The organism is Gilvibacter sp. CC01 (assembly GCF_055755295.1).
Genome location: NZ_CM146909.1, coordinates 397756 through 420273 on the forward strand (window position 1 = coordinate 397756; position 22518 = coordinate 420273).

Consider the following 22518-nt stretch of genomic DNA (forward strand, 5'->3'; position numbering starts at 1 on the left):
CTATTTTTTAAAAAGCAAGTTGAATGTCGTCAAAATAATAGGTCGATCCGTCTCCAGGGAGGTCTACTACGAACTCAAAGAAAATAATCACCCTGTCGTAAGTTCCTGTTGGACTTGAACCAGAAAAGTCCCAAGTCAAGGTCTCCCAGGTGTCGATGACATTGGTATTGACATCGAGCTCTACAAACTCGCCTGGATCTGCTGAGTTCTCCAATTTTAAACGTACCGGAATCCCGGCTTTAGGAGAATAAGTATTCACAGAAATCATTTGTGTTGCAGAGAAGTCAACTGGACTGTCTAGTTCCACTATGGTTCCTGCAAAGAATTGAGCCCCTACTGTTTTAGTAGTTCGCACCACTGTTGCACTGGTGTTTATACCACCAGGTACGGCATTGGCTTCTACTGCAGAGTCTGCACCTTCGAATCCGAAGACGGTATAGGTCAGATCAGGATCTTCAAAGTCCACTGGTAATTCAACACCAGCCGGTGTGTCTAATTCAATATCATCGAAATAATAGGTAGAACCATCTCCAGGTAAGTCCACTATGAACTCAAAGAATACGATTACTTTATCGTAGGTTCCTGATGCACCGGTGAAGTCGTATACTAAAGTCTCCCAAGTATTGATCACGGTGGTGTTGGCATCTAGCTCAACAAATTCGCCCGGATCGGCAGAATTCTCCAGTTTCATACGTACTGGAATTCCAGCTTTAGGAGAATAAGTTTTCATTCGGATAGAAGAAGACTCAGTAAAGTCAATAGGCTCTCCCAGTTGTACAATGGTCCCTGCAAAGAATTGCGCGCCTACCTCTTTGGTAGTGCGAACCACATTAGCACTCGTATTGATACCACCTGGCACCGGATTGGCCTCACGAGCAGAATCTGCACCTTCGAATCCGAAGATACCGTAATCCAAAGTATCGTCTTCAAAGTCTACCGGCAGTGTTACAATAGGACCTGTAGTAACATTGGCTTGTTCAATATTGTCGTAATAGAAAGTGTCACCTGCTCCGGCATTACCGAAGTCAAAGAAGATCACCAACTTAGAATATTCTTGGGTCAGGTCTGCTCCCGAGAAATCAAAACCTAGCTGCTCCCATTCATTGGTAACAGAGGTTACTGCGTCAATCTCTGTGGCAATAGCCGGATCGTCTGCATTCTCTAATTTCAATTTAACCACGGCTCCTGCTATTGGAGACCATACGTCTACCGTAAAGCTTTGGAACTCGCTAAAATCTATTGGATCTCCCAATTGCAGTATGGTTCCCGCAAAGATCTCAGCATCTGGTTCTTTAAAGAACTCCGCAACCTTTGTACTAGTGTTTATTCCAGAAGGATCAGGATTGTCAATGACCTGGCTTTGTGCTCCGCCAAAATCTACAAATGCGTAATTGATAGTGCTAGATTCAAAATCGATAGGCAATACTATCGGGTTTCTGATCTCTATGGTAACGGTCTCTTCTACAGTGGCTGCACCACCGCTCAAGGCCACAACGCGAACATCGTAAAAGCCAACCTCGGCATATGTATAAGGCACGGTCTCTCCTATTCCAAACGGAGTAGCTTCTTCATCTGCAACCTCACCAAAGAATACTTCAAAGCTGGCAGCAAAGTCAGCTGAGGCAGAAACCTCTATAGTGAAAGCATCACTGGTTTGCACCACATTGACCACTAAATTCTCTGGCGCGCGAAACGATACAACTACCTCTTGCTCCAAGGTTGTACTCTCTCCTTCCAAATTAAAAGCCGTTAGTGTAGCAGTGTAGGTTCCCTCTGCATAGACATGGCTGTCTTGTTGCCCCGGAGTCAATTCATCGCTAGACCCTCCACCATCGCCATAGTCGATAACAAAGGTCGAAGCGCCTTGGGCCGTAGGCGTAAAGGTCACCGTTCCGGAATTGTCTTGGGCCAGAAGCACCCCGAGTCGCAAGTCCTGAGGAACGGTTATCTGATCTAAAAAGTCAAGATCGCGGTCGTCATCCTTACAGGCGCTAAAAACAAGCAGAAAGACAAAGGCAACTGCCGCAAATGGTCGTATGGTTCTCACTAAATGCTTCATATTAATATCCGGGGTTTTGTTCCCATCGGTTACCCGCTAATTGAATTTCAATTTCTGGGATTGGAAATAATTCGTGTTTGCCGGTTTGAAAACCGTCTATATCAGTAGCTGCACGGCCAGTTCTTACCAAATCAAAGAAATGGTGTCCCTCGCCTACAAGCTCTAATCTTCTGTCTAGGTAAATAGCCTCTGTTAATGCAGCTCCAGTCGCAGTGATCGGACCTAGGCCTGCTCTTTCGCGAACCTGATTCAGATACTGCTGTGCAGTTACATCAGAGCCTCCTCCACGATTGTGCGCCTCCGCAGCCATTAGTAATACGTCTGCATAACGGATAGCTCTGTAGTTGTTCGGATTGGTCAGGTTTTGATCTCCCACATTGAGATCCCCTTGTCTTGCAATATACTTTCTGTTGTAAAAACCAGTGTGCTCAAAACCTTCTACCCAAGATACTCCTGCTCCACCATTGTAATCTGCATTCTCTGCAGCAAACAGCTCGATATTCAAAATACCGGCATCTCTTCGGGTGTCAGAGTCATCATAGGCGTCATAAGTTTCTTGAGTAGGTACATTAAAACTAAAGCCTGAATCGTACAACGGGCCGCTAAAATTGCGGATCCCATTGAAACCAACGGCAACGTTTCCTTCGCTACACTGCAAACAGTCAAAACTCGCTCCTTGTATATCTGTATACTGTACTTCGAAAACAGATTCTGGTCCGTTTTCTCCTTCCAATTCCCAAATGTCTGCAAAGTTCTCTACTAAAGAATAGGCGCCAGAGTTAATCACTTGATCTAGAACAGTGGCAGCATCGCCGAATTTATTCTGATACAAGTAAACTTTACCCAGAAGCGCTTGAGCAGCACCTTTGGTCACGCGCCCTGTTTCAGGTTGTGCCACGGGCAGGTTGTCTATAGCAAATTGTAGATCGGCCTCGATCTGAGCATAAACCTCTGCCGCTGGAGTTCTGTCGATACTGGTCTCTTCTCCAAAAAGGATGCGTTTGTCTACCGCTAGCGGTACATCGCCAAAGAATTTTACCAATTCGAAATAATAATAAGCTCTAAGGAATGTGGTTTGTCCAAGCACATTAGCTTTCCCTGGGAAATCGGTCTTGTCTTTAAACTCCATAATAAAGTTCGCACGGTTGATTCCACCGTACATCCAAGTCCAGATGTCACGTAGCTGTTGGTTGATAGGTGTGTGACGCATATCGTCTATCTCCTGAATTCCAGGAACGTCGATCGCACTTTCACCACCGGCCAAAGTATTGTTAGAGGCTATCTCGCCTAACATCACGTTGATATAGCTACTCTGGAGTAGATCGTAAGCCGCGATTAAGGCAGATTGATACTCCTCTTCGTTGTTGAAATAGTCTTCTGAATTAGCCACAGGAGCGTCAACGTCTACAAAATCGTCGCTACAACTCCAGGCAAAGCCTACAAGCAGGCAAAAAGCTAAGACAGGTTTTAGAAAAATGGACACTTTCATGGGTTTAATATTTGATGTTTAAGCCTAACAAAAAGGTTCTTGGCGTAGGATAGAATCCTTGGTCAATTCCCGCTCCAATTGGTGCGCCACCAGAAGCTGTCGGGTCATACCCTTGATATTCGGTTAGGGTGAATAGGTTCTCAATAGATACGTATACTCTAAACTTGCTGAGCTTGAATTTCTCGCGCATGCCTTCTCCAAAAGAATATCCCAATTGAAGATTCTGCATTCTCAAGAAACTACCGTCTTCTACATAGAAATCCGAGAATAATGTGTTTGATGTAGCCGCAGTGGTCACACGCGGGAAAGAGTTTGAGCTTCCTGGACCAGTCCAGCGGTCTAAATAATATACGGTTCGGTTGGTTAGCTGCTGATTGCGTTCGTAATTACGAACAATGTCGTTTCCGACAGATCCGAAGGCATAAGCCAAGAAATCAAAGTTCTTCCACTCAAATGAGAGGTTCAGACCAAAAGTGAGATCAGGAATTGGATCTCCGATATTGGTTCGGTCGTTGCTGTCAATGACACCGTCGCCATTTACGTCAACAAAGCGAAGATCTCCAGGTAATGCACCGTCTTGAATAGCGTGTGCGTCGATCTCTGCCTGATTTTGAAAGATCCCGTCTGTTTGTAATCCGTAGAAATATCCGATAGGGAAACCGGCCTCCATACGGGCAGGGAAATCTTGTCCGATCCCAAAGGAACCTCCAGGCAAGAATGAATTGTCGCTATTAACGAACAAAACTTCATTGCGCAGGGCAGTCATGTTACCACTAATGCTGTATCTAAAATCTTCGTTGATAGTTCCGCGCCAAGACACGGCAAATTCAATCCCTTGGTTCTCTACAGTACCAGCATTTACGATAGGTGGTAATGATCCTGGCGCACTGGCTCCAAGGATACCAGAGATCGGTGCAGATACCAATAAATCGTTGGTCTGTCTGTTGAAGTAATCAACAGTCACGTTTAAGCGGCTGTTAAAGAAACGCGAATCGACTCCGATGTTGAAAGACTCTTGCTGCTCCCACTGGATCTCTGGGTTAGCAATAACCCCAAGCGTAGGGCGTTGCTCTAAGTTGCCGTCTATAACGTATTCTCCTTCACCTCCTAGTAGAGAAACGAATTGGAAATCTGGAATACGGTCGTTTCCGAGTATACCATAAGAAGCTCTTAGCTTTAAGAAATCTAACCAAGACACATCTGCCAAAAAGGCCTCATCACTCATGATCCAACCCGCAGAGAACGATGGAAAGATCCCGAACTTGTTTCGAGGTCCGAACTTGGTTGAACCGTCGCGTCTTACAACCCCGGAGAACAAGTACTTTCCTTTATAATCGTACTGAACTCGCGCGAAATACGAAAGCAAGCGCGCATCGAAAGTATTAGGAACATTCAAGAAATTATCGATAACATCTGAGGCATTGGCTATAGTCGCGTTGGCAACATCGTTGTCTGGAATGTCAAAACCAGTTGAACCTGTGAATTCGCCTACTGTTTGGAAAACCGAAGTACCAATGGTGGCCTTGATGTTGTGATCGTCTCCGATGGATTTGTTGTAATTTACAAAGGCATCAAAGGTGTAATCTTTAAAGGTATTTAAGGACTCCCCAACAGCATTACGGGCAATATTAAAGACCTTACCAGATCCGTAAAAAACCTCTGGCTGAAAGAACCAACTGTCAACTTCGGAATAGTTTCCTTGAAAACGGGCCTCCGCAGCAAAATCATCTAAGAATTCATATCTAAGCGTGGCACTACCACCAATCTTATTCACTTTGGTTCTGTTGTAAGTATTCTCTAACTGCGCCAAGGGGTTGATCACCTCGTTGCCGAGTCCTTCTGCCAAAGTAAAATCGCCGTTAGCATCGCGAATAGCGAAAGTCGGCGCATTGTTGAGTGCGTTGTAAAGTACAGATCCAATAGCGTTCTCTAGGATACCACGGCTGTCTGTATAGGTGTAAATCGCAGCGGTAGTGAATTTTAAGTTGTCTAGTATATCGTATTGGTAGTTAAGACGTCCTGTGGTTCTTTCGAAGTTAGATTTATCTCCTCCACCTACAATACCGTCTTGGTTGGTGTAGGCCAAACTGAAGGAATAACGAGATTTTTCACCTCCACCATCTCCAGTGAGTTCTATAAAAGAACGAGCGGCTGAGGTAAACACTTCATCTTGCCAATCTGTACCCTGCCCTAATCCAGAAACGTCATTAAATAAAGGAGCCTGTCCTCCATTGGTTCTAGCCTCATTGACCAATAAAGCATACTCTGTAGCGTTGAGCGCAGGGATCTTTCTGCTGGTCTGCTGAAACCCGGTAAAGGTGTTTAGACTTAATGATAGCGGTGCATTTTTACGACCAGATTTGGTAGTAATAAGGATAACACCATTTGCAGCACGCACACCGTAGATACCTGCTGTAGCATCTTTTAGTACATTGATAGACTCAATATCTGTTGGACTAATAGTACTTAAGTCCTCAATTACGTTTCCGTCTACTAATATTAACGGACGAGAATCCCCGTTGGTGGAAACACCACGGATAGTAATATTAAGTCCGGCGCCTGGCGCCCCGGATCCAGAGGTAACTTGAACCCCAGCCACTTGACCTTGAAGCGCCTGTTCCACACGTGTTGGCTTTAGTTCTTCTATGGTTTCTGCGGATAGGACAGTCACTGCCCCAGTAATCTCTTTACGTTTTTGAGCTCCATAACCCACAACCACTACTTGATCTAGGGCCTGCGCATCTTCTTCCATTATTACAGTAAGGGCTCCAGTGGAATTTACAACCTGAGTCACAGTTTTAAACCCTATATAGGTAAATTCCAAGGTAGCACCAGCTGGAACATTCTGGATCTCGAAATTTCCATCGAAGTCAGATATAGCCCCAAGGTTGGTATTTTGAACTACAACATTAACACCCCCTAAAGGAATGTTCTGATTGTCGTAAACGGTACCGGTGATGTTGAGTTGCTGTGCGGAGACAGACAAGATAAAAAAGCCGAAAATTGCAGTGAAGAGCAGTTTCATAGAGATACTTTAATAATACATCCACTAAATTACACTACTACATTTACGACTTGATAATTTACACCCCTACAAAATATCTACATCCTAAAATTTTAACATTTAAATTGTCGATTTAATAATTTTAAAATTATAATTGCCTATTTTACAGCTAATTAACAAAATACTTGTTGAGTCACTTCGGGTAAAATAGTACAGGTTTAGATCAATATTGTATAGGTAATGTTGAGTTTTAATTAACAATCTAACACCTCAACATCATATGGAAAGTATGTGATCGACCAAGTTTATCTCTGTAGGCAATCCCATTTTCTTGCGTAAGCGATACCTGCTGATCTCTACAGAACGGACCGAGATATTTAAAAGAGGTGCGATCTCCTTTGAACTGAGATTTAAACGCAAATAGGTACATAGTTTTAGGTCGTTTGGAGTAAGTTTTGGATACTTGGTCTTTAACTCCTTGATAAAATCCTTATCAACATTATTGAAGGCCTTTTGCAAAAGTTCCCAATCGCTACTGTCGTTTAGATTGTTCTCTATCATGGAACGCACATGCTTAAGAGCTTGTCTGGCGTCATTCTCGTCGATCTTATCGAGGTCTTTCTTGATCCCTTGTAGAGCCTCATTCTTGCGCGCCATACCCATAGTTGCAATGGCTAACTCTTGATTCTTGCTCACCATATCGCGCTCTAGATTAGCATTGCGCAAAGCTATGCTCTGTTTTTCATTTTTAAGGCGTTCCAGTTCTAACTTGCGCTGATTGTCCTCCTCTATTTTCTTGCGTTGTTTCTTATAGCGGCGTCGGTAAACTTCATTGATAAAAAGCATGCTCAGCAAGCCTAGAAGGATATAGCAACCAACTGCCCAATTGGAAGCGTACCAAGGTTTCGCTATGGTAAATTCCCAAGTGGCCGTATTGGAAGATGGGTTTAAGCCCACACGAGACTGAGCTTCTATAGTATAGGTTCCTGGAGGCAAATTCTCAAAGATCACCGTATTGTCCTTACTCCAAGGACTCCATTGTTCCCTAAAATCAAGCAAACGATAGCGAAACTCCTTACTGAGATAGGTATCGTAATTGGCCGTGTGGAGTGCTAAATGTAAACTGTTGAATTTTGAATTGAACTGCTCTTCGGACAGTATGATGGCTCTTTCTTCTCCGCGTTCACTAGTCATATAACCTGTACCAATTTGCACCACATTAACTCTGGGAGCAAAGCCTTCTATATCCAACATAAGGTATCCAGTGGTGGTTCCGAGGATATATTGACCGTCTGCGGTTACACCAACTTCTTCATACCCAATCACTTGATTTCTAATATCTTCGGACAAGGCAATGTTCTTCATGACTATGGAGCGACCGAATGAACTAGGTCCGTAGATCTTGATCTGATTAGCTCCAAAAAGCCAAAGATTCTGCTGCTCGTCTACATCTAACTGGCCTGTTACATATTGATCGTCTTTCTGATATGCTGCAGATAAGAGACTGTCTAATTTAAACTCTTGTCCAGGATCTTTTACAAAAACTCCAGATTCTGCAGCGTAGACCAAACGATCTTTATAACGTACCAATCCTGAATTCTTTCCAAGTGGCAAATCATCCTCCCGGTTAATATTGAGCAGTCGTTTGTTTTCTAGATCTAGTTCGAGCTGAAAAACCCCTTTATACTCATGATTCATCCACACCTTGCCATCGGCATCATAATACAAAAATCTCGAGGAGTATTGAAAATCTTCTATTACGCCATCAAATTCCCAGTTGCCGTTATTGCGTTTTAAAAGGCTTATTCCCTGATAATTACCGACCAGAATACGATCTGGATCGTCTCGAACAGCCAAAAAGGTCCAACTACCCGAGTGGTCAGATAAAAGCGTAGCTGTGCTCCCCTTGATTATCATCGTGCCATCGTTATGCGCACAGAACAAATTGCCATCGATTAGTTTTAACTCCCAAACCTGGCCATTGGTACCATCTACTCTTTGAAACTCTACAGCCTCGTTAAGATCGCGATAAAATAGCCCTTGATTGGTGCCCAAATACATCATTCCCTGATGTTCAACTGCCGTATAAACACTGCCGATGGTTCCATTTACATCTGTATAGATCTTTAATGGAGCGTTGAGATTTAGGACATCTATCCCATTGTCCAAGCCCGCCCACAAGTTGTTGTCGGCATCTTCATAAAGTGCCAGTACCGTGTTATTTGATAGGCCATTGCGCTGATTAAATTGAGCGATCAATTGCCCTTCGCTGTTTAAGATCAATAGGCCATAAGCCACGGTGCCCACAGCAAAATTCCCATTCTCTAGTTGAATTGCTGCGTAGACTCTCAAATCGGTGGCCATTTCGTCTAAAGCTGTTTGCCAAGGCTCATAGCCGTTCGGGGTCAACCGGTAAAACCCAGAGGTCTGACTGAGCAATAAGGTACCTGTACTTGTCGGAAATAGCGCCACTACCCGATCACTACTAAAATCGGACAGATCTCCTGTTCGCTGGGCTAATTGCTCATCAATGCGGTAAAAGCTCAAGTCGTTATCTTGGAAATAAAAAGTGTTCCCCTGTCTGAACATCTTAAAGATTCCAGGCGTTGGAACCGTCTCTATACTTGAGTTGACCGTGTCATAAATATAAATTCTATCCAAAGACTGAAACAACACCAGGTCGTCCACTTGCTGAATACTCCAGAATTGTTCGTCTTCCACTAGACGCCCAGCTATGTCCTGACTCAAAGAAGTGTATTGGTAAGCTCCAGCAGGATTCTTTTCCCAAAATCCAAACTCCATATAACAACCAGTGTAAACACGCTCGCCAACCGCAAGTACCGATCGCATTATGGTTTTATTTGGTGAATTGTAAAGCTTCCAGTTATTGCCGTCAAAATGAAGCAAGCCCTCATTGTTGGCAAAGAACATATTATTATTGGAATCTTGGCTTATGCCCCAATTTTGGTTTCCGGCCTGGTAGTTTTTAGAGGTATACGCCTTTATGGGAGGAAGTTCCTGTCCATATACCATGCATTGGAGCAAGCAGAAAATACCCGTTAAAAGCAATAATCGCCTCATAAGATGTGAAAATACCAAAAAATTGGCGTAAATGCTTATCTTAGTGGACTTGAAAAAATACGTGGAAGTACGTATAGGATATGCGTCCATCCGATATTATTTTTAACCAACTAAGAAAACGTGCTTTTGTCATTACAATTAATAATTTTTTGTGGGGATGAATTTTTATTAATAGACACAAGTATGTAACTGAAGCTCAAGAGCTTCAGTCTTTGTTAAGTTAGGTTTGTCTAAGCACTCTCGTACTTCGGTTCAGAGTGCTTTTTTAATTCCCGACAATTGGCTTTGGTGCTTTTGTAGCATTGAAGTTTTCCAGCCCGGTTTTCAGCCAAGAAGCAAATTCGTCGGCGTCTGGAGTATATCCTACTGGCCTGTTCAGCAGATTCAGGTCTGCATCCATAAGAACATAATAAGGCTGAGAGTTGTTCTTAAAGTTCACGGTTTGGAAGGTTGCCCATTTATTACCTACGTTGCGAATTGATTTTAAGCTACCGTCCTGACGTAAAAAATTGAATTGCTCTGAGGCATCTAAAGGCGCTCTATCGTCCACGTAAAGAGAAACAAGCACATAGTCTTGGTGTAATAAATCTCGGACTTGTGGCTCGACCCATACCTGTTCTTCCATCTTACGGCAATTAACACAGGCCCAACCGGTAAAGTCTATTATCAGCGGTTTGTTTAAACTACGAGCTGCAGCCACACCTTGCTCAAAATCTGTATAGGTGTGCTCTCCGTGAATATCGGCTATGTCTTTATCGTAGACACTGTAGAACATCGGCGGTGCAAAACCACTCAATAAAGGTAGGTTCGATTTAGGCGGATTGGTCAAGCCTAAGGTCATATAGCCCGCAAAAGCTACAAACAAGAGCCCGAGCAATACCGGGATCGCCTTGCGCTTGCTTTTAGCTTCGTGCGGAAACTTAAAGAATCCGAAGAGATAGGCCGCTAGGGCCAAGCTCAAGAGTATCCAAACTCCTAAAAAGATCTCCCGCTTAAGGATTCCCCAATGCGAGACCAGATCGGCATTACTTAAAAATTTAAAGGCAAAACCGAGTTCTAAAAATCCGAGAACCACTTTTACTGTGGTCATCCACCCGCCGCTTTTGGGTAAGGAGTTCAACCAATTCGGGAACATGGCAAAAAGTGCGAATGGCAAGGCCAGTGCCAATCCGAAGCCTGCTATACCATAAGTTAACTGCCAGGCACCTCCATCGGAAGAAAGTGAATTCCCCAAGAGCGTACCCAAAATAGGTCCGGTACAAGAAAAAGACACAATGGCTAAGGTTATCGCCATAAAGAAAATACCTAGCACACCACCTAAAGAGCTCGCTTTTTGATCCATTTTAGTTCCCCAAGAGCTCGGTAAGGTCAATTCAAAATACCCAAACAAGGAAAAAGCAAAGACCAAAAAGATCACAAAGAAGACCACATTGAGCGTAACATTGGTAGAGATGGTGTTGAGGATCTCTTCATTTATAGAATCCAAAACGTGAAAAGGAACACTCAGCAGCACATAGATAAGCGCAATGAATAAACCGTAGAGCACAGCGTTGAAAATACCTTTCTTTTTATCTTCGCTGCCCTTGGTAAAAAAGGAGACTGTGAGCGGGATCATAGGAAAAACACAGGGTGTAAGCAGTACGATGAGTCCGCCTAAAAATCCTAAGAAAAAATTCATCCAGCCGGAATTCTCTTCCTGATCCGTCTCTAAGTACTGGCCATTACCCAGATCGAGTTTAAGAGCATCACTAAGTGCCTTGTCCTTTTCTGTGGCTTCAGGGTTTTCAATTACCGAACTACTTCCAGGCACAGGAACAGCCAGCACAGCGTTTTCGAATATACAGCGCTCCGCATTACAAGACTGATAGTCTACTACAATGTTTAGTGGCGCACCTTGCTTATGCTGAATAACAGATTGTGTAAAAGTTGCGGTCTGCTCGTGAATACCTATCTCCATTTCGAAGGTCTCATCGAATTTACGGATCACTTCACTCTCTGCAACATCGTCTAAAACGGTATATTCTCCCTCAGTAAATTCATATGATATCTCGGTGGGAATAGGCCCTCCTTCGTCCATATAATAAGCATAGGTATACCAATCTTCAATGATCTCAGCATTTAGGCTGAGCTTTAAGGTATCACCGCGCTGCTCGCTTATGCTTACCTCCCACTTGATTGGATCAATGACCTGACTGTTAGCAGTTAAGGCGAAAAATAAAACCAATAAAGTTATTAATGACTTGAAGCTGCGCATGAAATTTGGAGTAGATTTTTAGTGTTTTCGGTTACTTTAAATCGATCGTCAGCTCGATAGCCAACAACCCAAACGATTTCAGAATCGCTGCAAAGTAGCCATATTTTTTCTTTTTCTGGTCCCGAAATCTTCTGGTCTGTAAAGTAGTCACTCAATTTTTTAGAACCTTGCATTCCCAATGGAAAAAATCGATCTCCAGGCTGCCATTTTCGCAAAATCAAAGGGCTCGATAAACAGTCCTGATCCACTACTATAGTATGGTTTGCAAGTTTGGACCAACTGCTAACCTTTTTAAACTGTAGCGCTACAGGCAGCTCTTGGGTGTTAAAGGCATCAAACTCGAAATAGGCATCTTGAGTGCTCACCTCCTTCTTGGTTAGAAGCAGCTGCTCTCTATCTTTTAATAGCTGATGCGTTGCAGAATAAACCTTTTTACCCGTTTGGGCTTGTTTAAGCTCTCCTATGGCCTTCCAATCTGTAAACCCATAATCACGCAGCAAATGAAACAGCAGAGCATCTGCAGCTCCAAGGTCACTGAGCGCATCAAGGTCTATTGTCATGCCGTTAAAAGTAGGCTGCCAAACTTTGCCCCTTAACTGCTCCACAAGGCTCTCAAGGAGTTTCAAATCTTGTTGTAAATAGGTTTGCGTCTGTAAAAGTTGGCTTTCTATATCGGGAAGCTGCTCTTTTAACTTAGGAATCACATTATGGCGCAAAGCGTTGCGCAAATAGGCATCGGAAGCGTTGGAACTGTCTTCTCGCCAAGCAAGCCCTTCTTTTTTGGCAAAGGCCCTGAGCGTGTCTCGATCAAAACTCAATAGCGGCCTTAACAGTTTATCGTTATGCGATGGGATCCCGCAAATGCCTTTAATTCCACTTGCTCTACTGATATTTATCAGGAAGGTCTCCAGATTGTCATCAGCATGATGCGCGGTCATCAGATAGTCAACTTGCTGCTCTTGGAGCAACTGCTCGAACCAATCATATCTCAGCCTGCGAGCCAGCATTTGAAGCGATTCCCCGCTTTGCTCTAGTAAGGCCTTTGTTTCAAAGGTTTTTTCAAAGAAATCCACATTATAATTAGCAGCTAGCTCACGAACAAACTCCTGATCTTGGTCGCTCTCCGCGCCTCGCAATTTAAAATTGCAATGGGCTACCATTAGCTCACAATCTTGTTGCGCCATTAAATGTAAGAGTACACAACTGTCCAAGCCACCACTACAGGCAACGAGAACCTTGGCTCCCTTAATTTCGGGGAGGTTTTCACCAAACTGAGCTGAAAAGATAGTGAGCATGCGCAAAGATAGGATTTGCCAATCAATACAACTGTTAAGGCTTTTCTAAGAAATACCTTCTAGCACCTGCCGCATGGCTTTGGCCTTTAAAAGGCATTCTTCGTATTCGTCTTGAGCGTTGGCAGCAGCGGTAATGGCACCACCAACGGGAAAGCTGACATAATTTCGAGCAGCATTGTACAAAATACTGCGGATAACCACGTTGAAATCGAAATCACCTTCTGGAGTAAAATAACCGATCGCACCGCTGTATACCCCCCGTTTAAAGTCTTCTACCTCTTCTGCGATCTGCATTGCCGCTATTTTCGGCGCCCCGGTCATACTCCCCATCGGAAAGGTCGCTTTGATTATATCTACCGAATCGGTTTCTGCTAAGACCTCAGCCTGAACCGTACTGATAAGTTGGTGCACTTGCTTAAACGAATGCAGCTCGCAGAGTGCGGTGACCTGCACACTACCAGGAACAGCCAATTGCGACAGATCGTTACGCACCAGATCTGTGATCATGATATTCTCACTGCGTTCTTTAGGATCTGCTTGTAAACGTTGTTTGTGGAGTTCGTCTGTTTTAGGGTCGCTGCCTCGCTTGGCAGTGCCTTTAATAGGTTGTGAGATCACCACAGTGCCTTTACGTTGCAAATAACGCTCCGGCGAAGAAGAAATAATATAATGCTCATTAAAACGCACAAAAGTGCTGAATGGCGCTTCCGCTACCGTGTTTAACTGCTGGTATAGTTGCCACGGATCCAGATTCGTAGCATTCGCAAAGAACTCCTGACAAAAGTTGGTTTCGTAAATATCGCCGCGCTGTAAATGCGCCTGTATTTTGGCGAAACGCTCAAAATAAGTGTCTTTGCTAGTTCGCAGGCGGATCTTTAAAGGTTTCTTCTTTTCCGTTTGCGGCCTTAAAACAATGGCTTCAATGGTCTCTTTATCGCTGCTTGCCTGATCTTCTAATTCCTCCGGATACCAAAAAGTACAGCTATTCCCTTTTAGAATGATAAGTTTCTCAGGAACCACAAAGTGTAAATCTGGAAATTGGAGTCCGTCGTGATTTTGGGAGTCTAAGTCTTCTAATTCATTTTTTAGATCGTAGCCCAAATAGCCGAACATCCAATCCGGATGGGATGCTCTAAAGGCTTGTAAAGTAGCAAAAGCTTTTCCTGCCTGGCATTTTATAGCTGCTCGTGCCCCCATCGCAATGGCTGTATCAAAAGCAGAGTGCGCAGACAGATGTGCGTTGGAATCCAAGATGACCAATTGCTCAAAACTGCGGCTCCACTTAAAAAGCTGCTGCTTGAACTTAGCGGGATCAGATACGGTGAATTGATAAGATTTCCTCAAGAAACTCAAGAATTATGGCTTAAAATTACTATTATTGATTGGTACAAATCCCTTTATTTTTAAACAATTGAACAAGCTACGCCCCTGGGCCTGTATTTGTGGTCTTTCACCGACTTTATTATTGTTAACGCTCAGCTTTCAGCTCGCATTAGGTCAGAACAGCTACAAAAGCCTTCCAACGCTAATCTCTTTAGAAACTTCCAAGACAGATCAAGACCGTAAAGTTAAATGGGTTCCCTATTCTAACGCCCAAGGCGCATATAGTGTAGAGATCCCCGATGTGCCTATGAAGCAAATGGATCGAGAGGTAGAAAATCCGCTGGATCCAGAAGGGCAGCCCTATTATATGAATATCGAATTCATAAGCGACCCTAAGCTAGATTTCAATTATCTGATCCGTTACAACGATCAACCAGAGGGATATTACTTGGTAAATCAGGAAGAGGTATTAGAGACTCTGGGATCTGAATTAGCTAATGGCATCGAACTTGTGGGTGACCCTATTCCTTTTGAGGAGCAAGGCGTAAAAGGTTTTATTGCCTATCTGAGCTTTTTTAACACCTATAACGGCGTGTTTAAATTCTATTTTCGAGGTAATCGCAGCTACGCCATCATGGCACAGGCCAAAGAAAAGGGAGACAAAGTAGATGTCGATTCGCGCTTTTTCACCTCCTTTAAGCTAGAACCTTTTCAAGAGGATCAGATCAGTGATTTTGTCTTTGAAGATCTTTTTAAGCTTCAAGCTCCAACAGAAATGCGTCTGTTTACAGAAGAACAAGGAACACCGGCTGACGAATTCTTATACACCCGTTCGTATACCGGAACATCAGATTTTACAGGTGGTCTTTATATGGTAGAGACCAGCAAACTCAATTCGCTTTACAGAACCCAAGATGTAGATACTTTCCTTATTGGAGCTTTGGACGATTTATTGGAGTACAAAGACTCCATTGCCGAGAAAGAGCTGATTGATATAAACGGAGTGCGTGGAATCAGGGCAAGGATCGTTAACCCAAACACCAACGTACAGCAGTTTATCCAAACCATGTATGTGGACGACCATTTGGTACAACTTTACAGTTGTGTGGGACAAGAAGAAATAGACCTAGGCTTAATAAATGGCTTTCTGGGCTCCTTTTCCTACACTAGAAAAACGCCCAAAATGGACATCAGCGCGCCAAAGACCAAGGAGATCGTGGCTGCGCTACTCAGCAGCGATACCACCCAGGTAAAACGCGGGCAAACGGCACTACTCTATCACGATTTTACCACTGCTGATATAGATCTACTATTGTCTGCCATGCCCTATGAAGCAGTAGAGGATCAAGGCTATGAAAAGAACAAGACCGACCTTATTATTCCCATAACCAAGCTGGGGAATCAGTCGCATATGGATGGCTTGCTAGCCTATTACCAACAAGATCAAACCCCAGAAAAGGTAAGAGAAGAGATCGTTAGTGAATTTTTAAATTTTCAAGCGCTACAAGCAGATAAAAAGCTTATGGATCTGCTGCTTACCGATCCGCCAAAGCGCACAGAAGAAACCTTCTTGGCCTTTTATCAGCTGGAGGATAGTTTACATATAATAAAGAAATATCCACAGCAGTTGGCAGCACTATACCGCAACGATGATTTTAAAGATCTACTTGTTGGACTTTATGCAGACTATATCATGGGAGAAGAAGACTTGCCTGAAATGTTCAGTGCCTTGCAGGAAGCGATCACCGAAGACATCCAAACACAATTGCGCAAATACAACGATGCTACTACCCGTGACAAAGAGTTCTACCTCAACGATAGCTTGATCTACTATTATATGTCTATTGCGGAGTCTGACCCTGCCGTTGATGCTGAGAAGAGCGGGGCCATCTTAAAAGCCATCTATACTCCATACGCCAAAGAGCCTTGGACCAAAACCGAAGCCTTACTCAAATACATGCGCATGGGTTATGAGGCGGATCCTGAAATTCTCAAGCAATATATGGACCCTTTCTATTCGCGTTACGAGATCATGGAAGCCTTGTTCAATGCCGAACTGTCAGATGTGATTCCGCAGCAATATCTAGCACCAGATAGTTTTACCGAGCTCTGTGTTTACAATTACGTCGGAGATTATATCGGCGAATACAATAACGAGGTCGAGAAAATGGGCGAAATAGAGGATTCTGGAGTCCGCGTAGGTGTTTACAAGGTCTTATCAACTTCTGACGAAAGCGAACCCATCCTTGCCATTGGGGTGATCGATTCCCCAGACCCTGAAGACTTCTCAGTTACGCCTGCTTACACAGAATTTGACGAAGTCAAAACTGCATGGAAAGCACAAGCCAGAGCTTTATTGCGCAGCTATAAAGAAGCGCTAGGTGAATAATCTAGATATGCAGCGGACGCTTATCTGTGGCGTCTAAGGCAGCTTCCTTAACAGCTTCTGCATAGGTTGGGTGCGCATGACTCATACGTGCAATATCTTCTGCGCTAGCGCGGAACTCCATTGCAGTAACCGCTTCGCTGATCAGGTCAGCTACACGAGCTCCCACCATATGTACACCTAAGACTTCGTCTGTCTTGGCATCGGCAAGGATCTTTACAAATCCGTCTATGTCACCACTTGCACGAGAACGTCCTAAAGCACGCATGCCGAATTGTCCAACTTTGTAGTCTACGTTCTCCTCTTTGAGCTGATCTTCGGTTTTCCCTACGGATGCAACCTCAGGCCAGGTATATACAACTCCAGGAATCAAATTGTAGTTTATGTGCGGCTGCTGTCCGGCAATGGTCTCAGCTACAAATACACCTTCTTCCTCGGCTTTGTGCGCCAACATAGCACCTTTAACTACATCGCCAATGGCGTAGATATTAGAAACATTGGTTTGCAAGTGCTCGTTCACCTCAATACGACCGCGCTCGTCCATTTGGATTCCAGCCTTATCGGCAGCCAATCCGTCAGTATACGGACGACGCCCCACAGAGACCAAACAATAGTCTCCGGTAAAGCTAACCTCTTCGCCTTTTTTGTTGTTGGCTTTGATGGTCACCTCATCGCCATTGCGCTCTACCGAAGTCACTTGATGTGAAACGTGGAATTTCACACCTTGTTTTTTCATCACTTTGGTGAGTTCTTTACTCTGCGCACGATCCATGGTTGGAATAATGCGATCCATATATTCTATAACAGAAACATCGGCCCCTAAACGACGGTAAACCTGTCCTAACTCAAGGCCAATAACTCCTCCTCCAATGATAACCAAGTGTTTTGGGATCTCTGGCATTTTTAAAGCCTCTGTAGATGTTATTATACGCTCCTTATCGATAGTGATAAAAGGTAAGGTCGATGGTTTACTTCCGGTAGCAACTATGATGTTCTTAGCCTCTAAGGTCTCTTCGCCTCCTTCGGTCAAGTCAACTTTTACGTGCGTTGCATCTACAAATGAGCCCATCCCGTGGTAAACGGTGATCTCGTTCTTTTTCATTAGGTAGTCTATCCCAGAGGTGGTCTGATCCACAACCGATTGCTTGCGAGCAATCATTTTCTCTAAATTCACTTTCACCTCGCCCGGAACCTCAATTCCGTGCTCCTCAAAATGCTTTACGGCATCTTCGTAGTGATGTGAAGAATCTAACAGGGCCTTACTCGGAATACAACCTACATTTAAACAGGTACCTCCTAGGGTATTGTACTTTTCAATTAAGGCTGTCTTCATGCCTAATTGCGCACAACGAATGGCTGCTACATAGCCTCCAGGGCCCGAACCGATTACTACTACATCAAATGAACTCATAGAAAAAATGATTTAAATCGACTGCAAATTTACAAAGCTTTTGGCGTTCTACCTAAGGGCTTGGTCGCAATGTTTTGTTCATACTTAAGCTCTAAGCAGCGCAGGCATCCATCCCAGGGAAAGCCAGCATGTCTCCCATCCCAACGGTAAACAACCAATTCCCATATACAGCGTGTTCTATGCTGACCAAGAGTGTGGATCTGGTTTTCAAATAAGTATAGGCAAACAGCAAACCACCTATAAAGGTAAGCACAGTCACTAAGGTGTTTCTAAAAAAGATATGGGCCAAAGAAAAGATAACAGCATTGACAAAGATCAAGACCTTCTTATTGGGGAACAAAGTCTCAAAGCGACTAAAGAAATAGGTTCTGTAGATAAGTTCTTGTGGCCATACGGACAAAAAAGTATACACCCCCAAGATGCTTACAAACAGCTGCGGATCATTTTTAGGCACACAAAATAGACTTCCCGGCGCTTTCCACAAGACAAAAAATGTTGTCACAACGGCAATGATAACGAACTGTAACGAGATGCGTTTTAAAAAGGATCTCCAGGGATAAGAATTGAACCACTTTAGGGGTTTAGTCGGGTCCTTGACCAATCTGGCAATGATATAACCCAAGCCTGCCAAGGCCAAGCCGGTTTTTATCCATATAGAATAATTCCAGGCGAAGCTTACCGGTAAGACAACAAAAAAGATCAGAAACTCTGCACCTAACAGCAGTTGTTTATTCATTACCCATTTCGTGTTTGGTGGTGTGTTTAACCGCACTGATCGAAAACGAACTATGCGTGCTACCAATGTACTGCAAGGTAGTCAATTTAGTAACCATAAAGACCCTGTAAGCTTCCATGTCCTTTACCGCTACTTTGAGCAAATAATCGTAATCGCCACTAATGTGGTAGCATTCCAAAACTTCCGGTAAAGCAATGATATCTGCCTCAAAGGTGGTCAGATAGTCTTTGGCATGTTGCAACAATTTTATCTGACAAAAAACCACAAAGTCACGTTCAATCTTGTCATCATTGAGCAAGGCCACATAATTCTTGATGAAATCATTGCGCTCTAGTTTTTTAATGCGCTCATAGATTGCCGTAGGCGAAAGATTGAGTTGCGACGACAGTTCTTTATTGGTGATTTTAGCGTCCTCTTGCAGCATGTTTAAAATCTGCTTATCCGTTTGGTCTAATTGCATAGAAAATTTTTCGGTGTTCGTAGCTTTTTTTAGAAAAGGGGATAAATTTTTTACTAATTAAATGCTTTTTGACCTAATAATATACTAATCATATGTAAATGTTTGGTTAAATAAACCTTTATAAATTAAATTTGATGAATAAAATCCTACTAAAATGGCTTTCAAACCTGCAGACAACATTCAAGACTTACAATATTTTGGAGAATTCGGTGGCGTTAACCCATCGATCTCAGACTCTTCTACCTATACCTTCTTATCGGCCAAGACCATGTTCGATACTTTTGAAGGCAACGCAGACGGTTGTTACCTCTACTCCAGACATAGTTCGCCGAGCAATTTGTATTTGGGAGAGGCTCTTGCAGCCTTAGAAGGTACAGAGACCGCCAATGTGACTGCCAGTGGTATGGGCGCCATTTGCCCAGTGCTCTTACAGCTCTGTGGACAAGGGAATCATATAGTTTCTAGTCGCACCATTTACGGCGGAACTTATGCCTTTCTTAAGAATTTCACCCCACGATTAGGAATTGCTACCAGTTTTGTAGACATCACCAAGCTCGACGTGGTAGAAGCAGCCATTAACGAGAACACCAAAGTGTTGTATTGCGAAGCGGTGAGCAATCCATTGCTTGAGGTGGCAGATATTGCGGCCTTAGCTGAACTTGCCAAAAAGCACAATTTAAAGCTGGTAGTTGACAATACCTTCTCCCCGCTCTCAATTCCTGCAGGGCGTTTAGGAGCCGATGTAGTGATCCACAGCTTGACCAAGTTCATCAACGGCTCTTCGGATACTGTGGGTGGTGTGATCTGTGGAACCCAAGAATTCATTGACCAATTGCGCAACGTAAATGACGGAGCTGCCATGCTCTTGGGTAGCACTATGGACAGTCTTAGAGCCTCGTCTATCCTTAAAAATCTCCGTACGCTGCACATCCGTATGAAACAACACAGCCACAATGCCTTTTATTTGGCGCGAGCCTTTGAAAGCTTAGGTTTAAAAACCGTTTATCCTGGTTTGGAATCGCACCCAAGTCATGAGGTGTTCTCTAAGATGATGAACTCAGAATATGGCTTTGGAGGCATGTTGACTATAGACGTAGGCAGTTTAGAGAAAGCCAATGAGCTGATGGAACTTATGCAAGAGCGCAACTTAGGCTATCTAGCAGTTAGTCTAGGTTTCTACAAGACCTTATTCAGTGCTCCGGGCAGTTCAACTTCTTCAGAGATCCCGGCAGAAGAACAAGCAGCAATGGGCCTAAGCGACGGACTTATTCGTTTCTCCGTAGGCTTAGACAACGACATCACCAGAACCTTCGCGCAGATGAAGGCATGTATGGAAGCTGTTGGTGTTTTACAACCTGCAACAGCAGTCTAAATAATAGAAACAAGTTTTAGAACGGGCCTAGTGCCCGTTTTTTTTGTGCTGCGGATACGACCTATTAGCGTTTGCAATTCGGAGGCTAAAATCGTAACATTACAGTTCTTAAAAACTAAGCATGCAAAACGAGCAAGACAATATTGAAAAGATCCCTATGGAGAATCAAAAGATCATAGAAAACAAAGAACTCAATATCTGGGAAGCCTTAATACCTGTGGTAATCTTAATGGCCTTGCTCGCTTATAACATATTTGTCAAAGACGGTGCCTGGTTAGGAGATTTCTCCAATCAATTCATACTATTATTGGGAGGTGCTGCTGCCATGATCATGGGCTTTGTTAATAAGGTAAGCCTGAATCTGATGCTCGCCGAGATTTGGGAAAACCTAAAAAGTATTTTTGTTCCGGTACTAATCCTGCTACTGGTAGGCGCTTTGGCCGGAACTTGGCTGGTTAGTGGTGTAATTCCCGCTATGGTATACTATGGTCTTAAGGTATTGAGCCCTGAGATATTCTTACCAGCCTCCGTGATCATCTCGGCAATTATTTCTATAGCTACCGGAAGCAGTTGGACCACCTCTGCAACTGTGGGAATTGCTTTGGTGGGTATTGGAATAGCTTTAGGCATCTCCCCAGGAATGATTGCAGGAGCTGTGATCTCTGGTGCCTATTTTGGAGACAAGATGTCTCCTCTGAGCGACACGACCAACTTAGCCCCAGCTATGGCGGGCACTGATCTTTTTACCCACATAAAATATATGTCTATTACCACAGTGCCTTCTATTTTGATCACTTTGGTGGTTTTTGCCATTCTTTCTTTCAGTGCCGATGTAAGTGGAGATGCAGATGTCTCTGCCATTTTGAACACTATAGATAATACCTTCAATATCAACCCCTGGTTGTTTGGTGTTCCTTTAGTTGTCATTGGGATGATCCTTCTTAAAGCCAAGCCTTTAGTAGCGCTCAGCGGTGGTATAATAGCCGCAGTGATCTTCGCTGTAGTTTTTCAAAGCGACGTTCTGGCCAGCTTGGGCGATTCCAATATAGGCGTGGTTGTAAATGCAATCTTTTTTGATACTGCGGTAGCAACAGACAATGCCGATCTGAATGACCTTTTCGCCGCTGGAGGTATGTGGGGTATGAACTGGACCATCGCCTTGATTATTTGCGCTATGGTTTTTGGAGGCGTTATGGATGCTATAGGTGCTTTGGCAAGAATTACCAAGGCCCTCCTGAGTTTGGCAGATTCTATCTTCGGACTTTTTGTCTCAACAGTGATCAGTTGTTTGGGGCTTAATGTCGTTGCCTCAGACCAATACTTAGCCTTAGTAATTCCAGGAAAGATGTTCAAACAAGCTTATGAAGACCGCGGCTTAGCTCCAGAAAACCTTTCTAGAACCTTAGAAGACAGCGGTACGGTAACTTCTGTATTGGTGCCTTGGAATACCTGTGGTGCCTATCAGAGTGGCGTTTTAGGCGTTCCAGTAGTCGACTACTTTGCCTTCGCGATCTTTAACTGGCTGAGTCCATTTATGACGTTGATCTTTGCTGCATTCCGCATTAAGATCCGTCAATTGGGAAGTGTAAAATAATCTAGATTTTTTAAGAGAACCTTAATGCATTCTGCATTGGGGCATCGTATTTTT

At 43.7% G+C, this 22518-nt stretch carries 13 protein-coding genes; 3 read left to right on the forward strand and 10 right to left on the reverse strand.

Annotated elements, in window-relative coordinates:
- Positions 1–7 precede the first annotated feature (7 nt).
- The 7 genes from AC0J2F_RS01925 to pabB form a co-directional block, all read right to left on the reverse strand.
- On the reverse strand, positions 8–2059 hold the full coding sequence (locus AC0J2F_RS01925) for a hypothetical protein (RefSeq protein ID WP_473008401.1): 2052 nt from the start codon (positions 2057–2059) through the stop codon (positions 8–10).
- A gap of 1 nt (position 2060) precedes the next feature.
- Positions 2061–3548, reverse strand: a complete 1488-nt coding sequence (locus AC0J2F_RS01930; RefSeq protein ID WP_473008402.1) for a RagB/SusD family nutrient uptake outer membrane protein — start codon at positions 3546–3548, stop codon at positions 2061–2063.
- Between the two features lie 4 nt (positions 3549–3552).
- Complete coding sequence (locus AC0J2F_RS01935) at positions 3553–6573, reverse strand: SusC/RagA family TonB-linked outer membrane protein (RefSeq protein ID WP_473008404.1); 3021 nt, start codon at positions 6571–6573, stop codon at positions 3553–3555.
- A gap of 255 nt (positions 6574–6828) precedes the next feature.
- A complete protein-coding gene (locus AC0J2F_RS01940) occupies positions 6829–9633 on the reverse strand; it encodes a ligand-binding sensor domain-containing protein (RefSeq protein ID WP_473008406.1) in 2805 nt (934 codons plus the stop codon).
- Between the two features lie 265 nt (positions 9634–9898).
- The gene (locus AC0J2F_RS01945) at positions 9899–11857 is read right to left on the reverse strand and encodes a protein-disulfide reductase DsbD family protein (protein WP_473008407.1); all 1959 of its coding nucleotides are present in this window, start codon (positions 11855–11857) and stop codon (positions 9899–9901) included.
- Positions 11858–11865: 8 nt separating this feature from the next.
- Positions 11866–13182, reverse strand: a complete 1317-nt coding sequence (gene tilS, locus AC0J2F_RS01950; protein ID WP_473008409.1) for a tRNA lysidine(34) synthetase TilS — start codon at positions 13180–13182, stop codon at positions 11866–11868.
- A gap of 45 nt (positions 13183–13227) precedes the next feature.
- Positions 13228–14526 (reverse strand): aminodeoxychorismate synthase component I, encoded by a 1299-nt coding sequence (pabB, locus tag AC0J2F_RS01955; protein WP_473008410.1) that lies wholly within the window; start codon positions 14524–14526, stop codon positions 13228–13230.
- 67 nt (positions 14527–14593) lie between these two features.
- Here pabB and AC0J2F_RS01960 point away from each other — a divergent pair, with 67 nt between their 5' ends.
- Complete coding sequence (locus AC0J2F_RS01960; protein WP_473008412.1) at positions 14594–16894, forward strand: hypothetical protein; 2301 nt, start codon at positions 14594–14596, stop codon at positions 16892–16894.
- Position 16895: 1 nt separating this feature from the next.
- Here the strand turns inward: AC0J2F_RS01960 and lpdA are convergent, their stop codons facing one another.
- The 3 genes from lpdA to AC0J2F_RS01975 all read right to left on the reverse strand — a co-directional run bounded on the left by lpdA (position 16896) and on the right by AC0J2F_RS01975 (position 19498).
- Complete coding sequence (lpdA, locus tag AC0J2F_RS01965; RefSeq protein ID WP_473008414.1) at positions 16896–18302, reverse strand: dihydrolipoyl dehydrogenase; 1407 nt, start codon at positions 18300–18302, stop codon at positions 16896–16898.
- A gap of 91 nt (positions 18303–18393) precedes the next feature.
- Positions 18394–19038: a CPBP family intramembrane glutamic endopeptidase gene (locus AC0J2F_RS01970; RefSeq protein ID WP_473008415.1), complete on the reverse strand. Its 645-nt coding sequence runs from the start codon at positions 19036–19038 to the stop codon at positions 18394–18396.
- Positions 19031–19498 carry an Lrp/AsnC family transcriptional regulator gene (locus AC0J2F_RS01975; RefSeq protein WP_473008416.1) on the reverse strand — a complete coding sequence of 156 codons (468 nt, stop codon included), beginning with the start codon at positions 19496–19498 and terminating at the stop codon, positions 19031–19033. Before AC0J2F_RS01975 ends, AC0J2F_RS01970 begins: the two co-directional genes overlap by 8 nt.
- 154 nt (positions 19499–19652) lie before the next feature.
- Here AC0J2F_RS01975 and AC0J2F_RS01980 point away from each other — a divergent pair, with 154 nt between their 5' ends.
- Positions 19653–20870: an aminotransferase class I/II-fold pyridoxal phosphate-dependent enzyme gene (locus AC0J2F_RS01980; RefSeq protein WP_473008417.1), complete on the forward strand. Its 1218-nt coding sequence runs from the start codon at positions 19653–19655 to the stop codon at positions 20868–20870.
- Between the two features lie 121 nt (positions 20871–20991).
- Entirely contained in the window at positions 20992–22464 is a 1473-nt protein-coding gene (gene nhaC / locus AC0J2F_RS01985) for a Na+/H+ antiporter NhaC (RefSeq protein ID WP_473008418.1), read from the forward strand.
- Positions 22465–22518 lie beyond the last annotated feature (54 nt).

Bases quoted from the DNA above. Each gene is read 5' to 3' on its own strand.
- AC0J2F_RS01935 (WP_473008404.1), bottom strand. From the start codon at position 6,573: ATGAAACTGCTCTTCACTGCAATTTTCGGCTTTTTTATCTTGTCTGTC.
- lpdA (WP_473008414.1), bottom strand. From the start codon at position 18,302: ATGAGTTCATTTGATGTAGTAGTAATCGGTTCGGGCCCTGGAGGCTAT.
- AC0J2F_RS01940 (WP_473008406.1), bottom strand. From the start codon at position 9,633: ATGAGGCGATTATTGCTTTTAACGGGTATTTTCTGCTTGCTCCAATGC.
- AC0J2F_RS01975 (WP_473008416.1), bottom strand. From the start codon at position 19,498: ATGCAATTAGACCAAACGGATAAGCAGATTTTAAACATGCTGCAAGAG.
- AC0J2F_RS01980 (WP_473008417.1), top strand. From the start codon at position 19,653: ATGGCTTTCAAACCTGCAGACAACATTCAAGACTTACAATATTTTGGA.
- tilS (WP_473008409.1), bottom strand. From the start codon at position 13,182: ATGCTCACTATCTTTTCAGCTCAGTTTGGTGAAAACCTCCCCGAAATT.
- AC0J2F_RS01925 (WP_473008401.1), bottom strand. From the start codon at position 2,059: ATGAAGCATTTAGTGAGAACCATACGACCATTTGCGGCAGTTGCCTTT.
- AC0J2F_RS01930 (WP_473008402.1), bottom strand. From the start codon at position 3,548: ATGAAAGTGTCCATTTTTCTAAAACCTGTCTTAGCTTTTTGCCTGCTT.
- nhaC (WP_473008418.1), top strand. From the start codon at position 20,992: ATGCAAAACGAGCAAGACAATATTGAAAAGATCCCTATGGAGAATCAA.
- AC0J2F_RS01970 (WP_473008415.1), bottom strand. From the start codon at position 19,038: ATGAATAAACAACTGCTGTTAGGTGCAGAGTTTCTGATCTTTTTTGTT.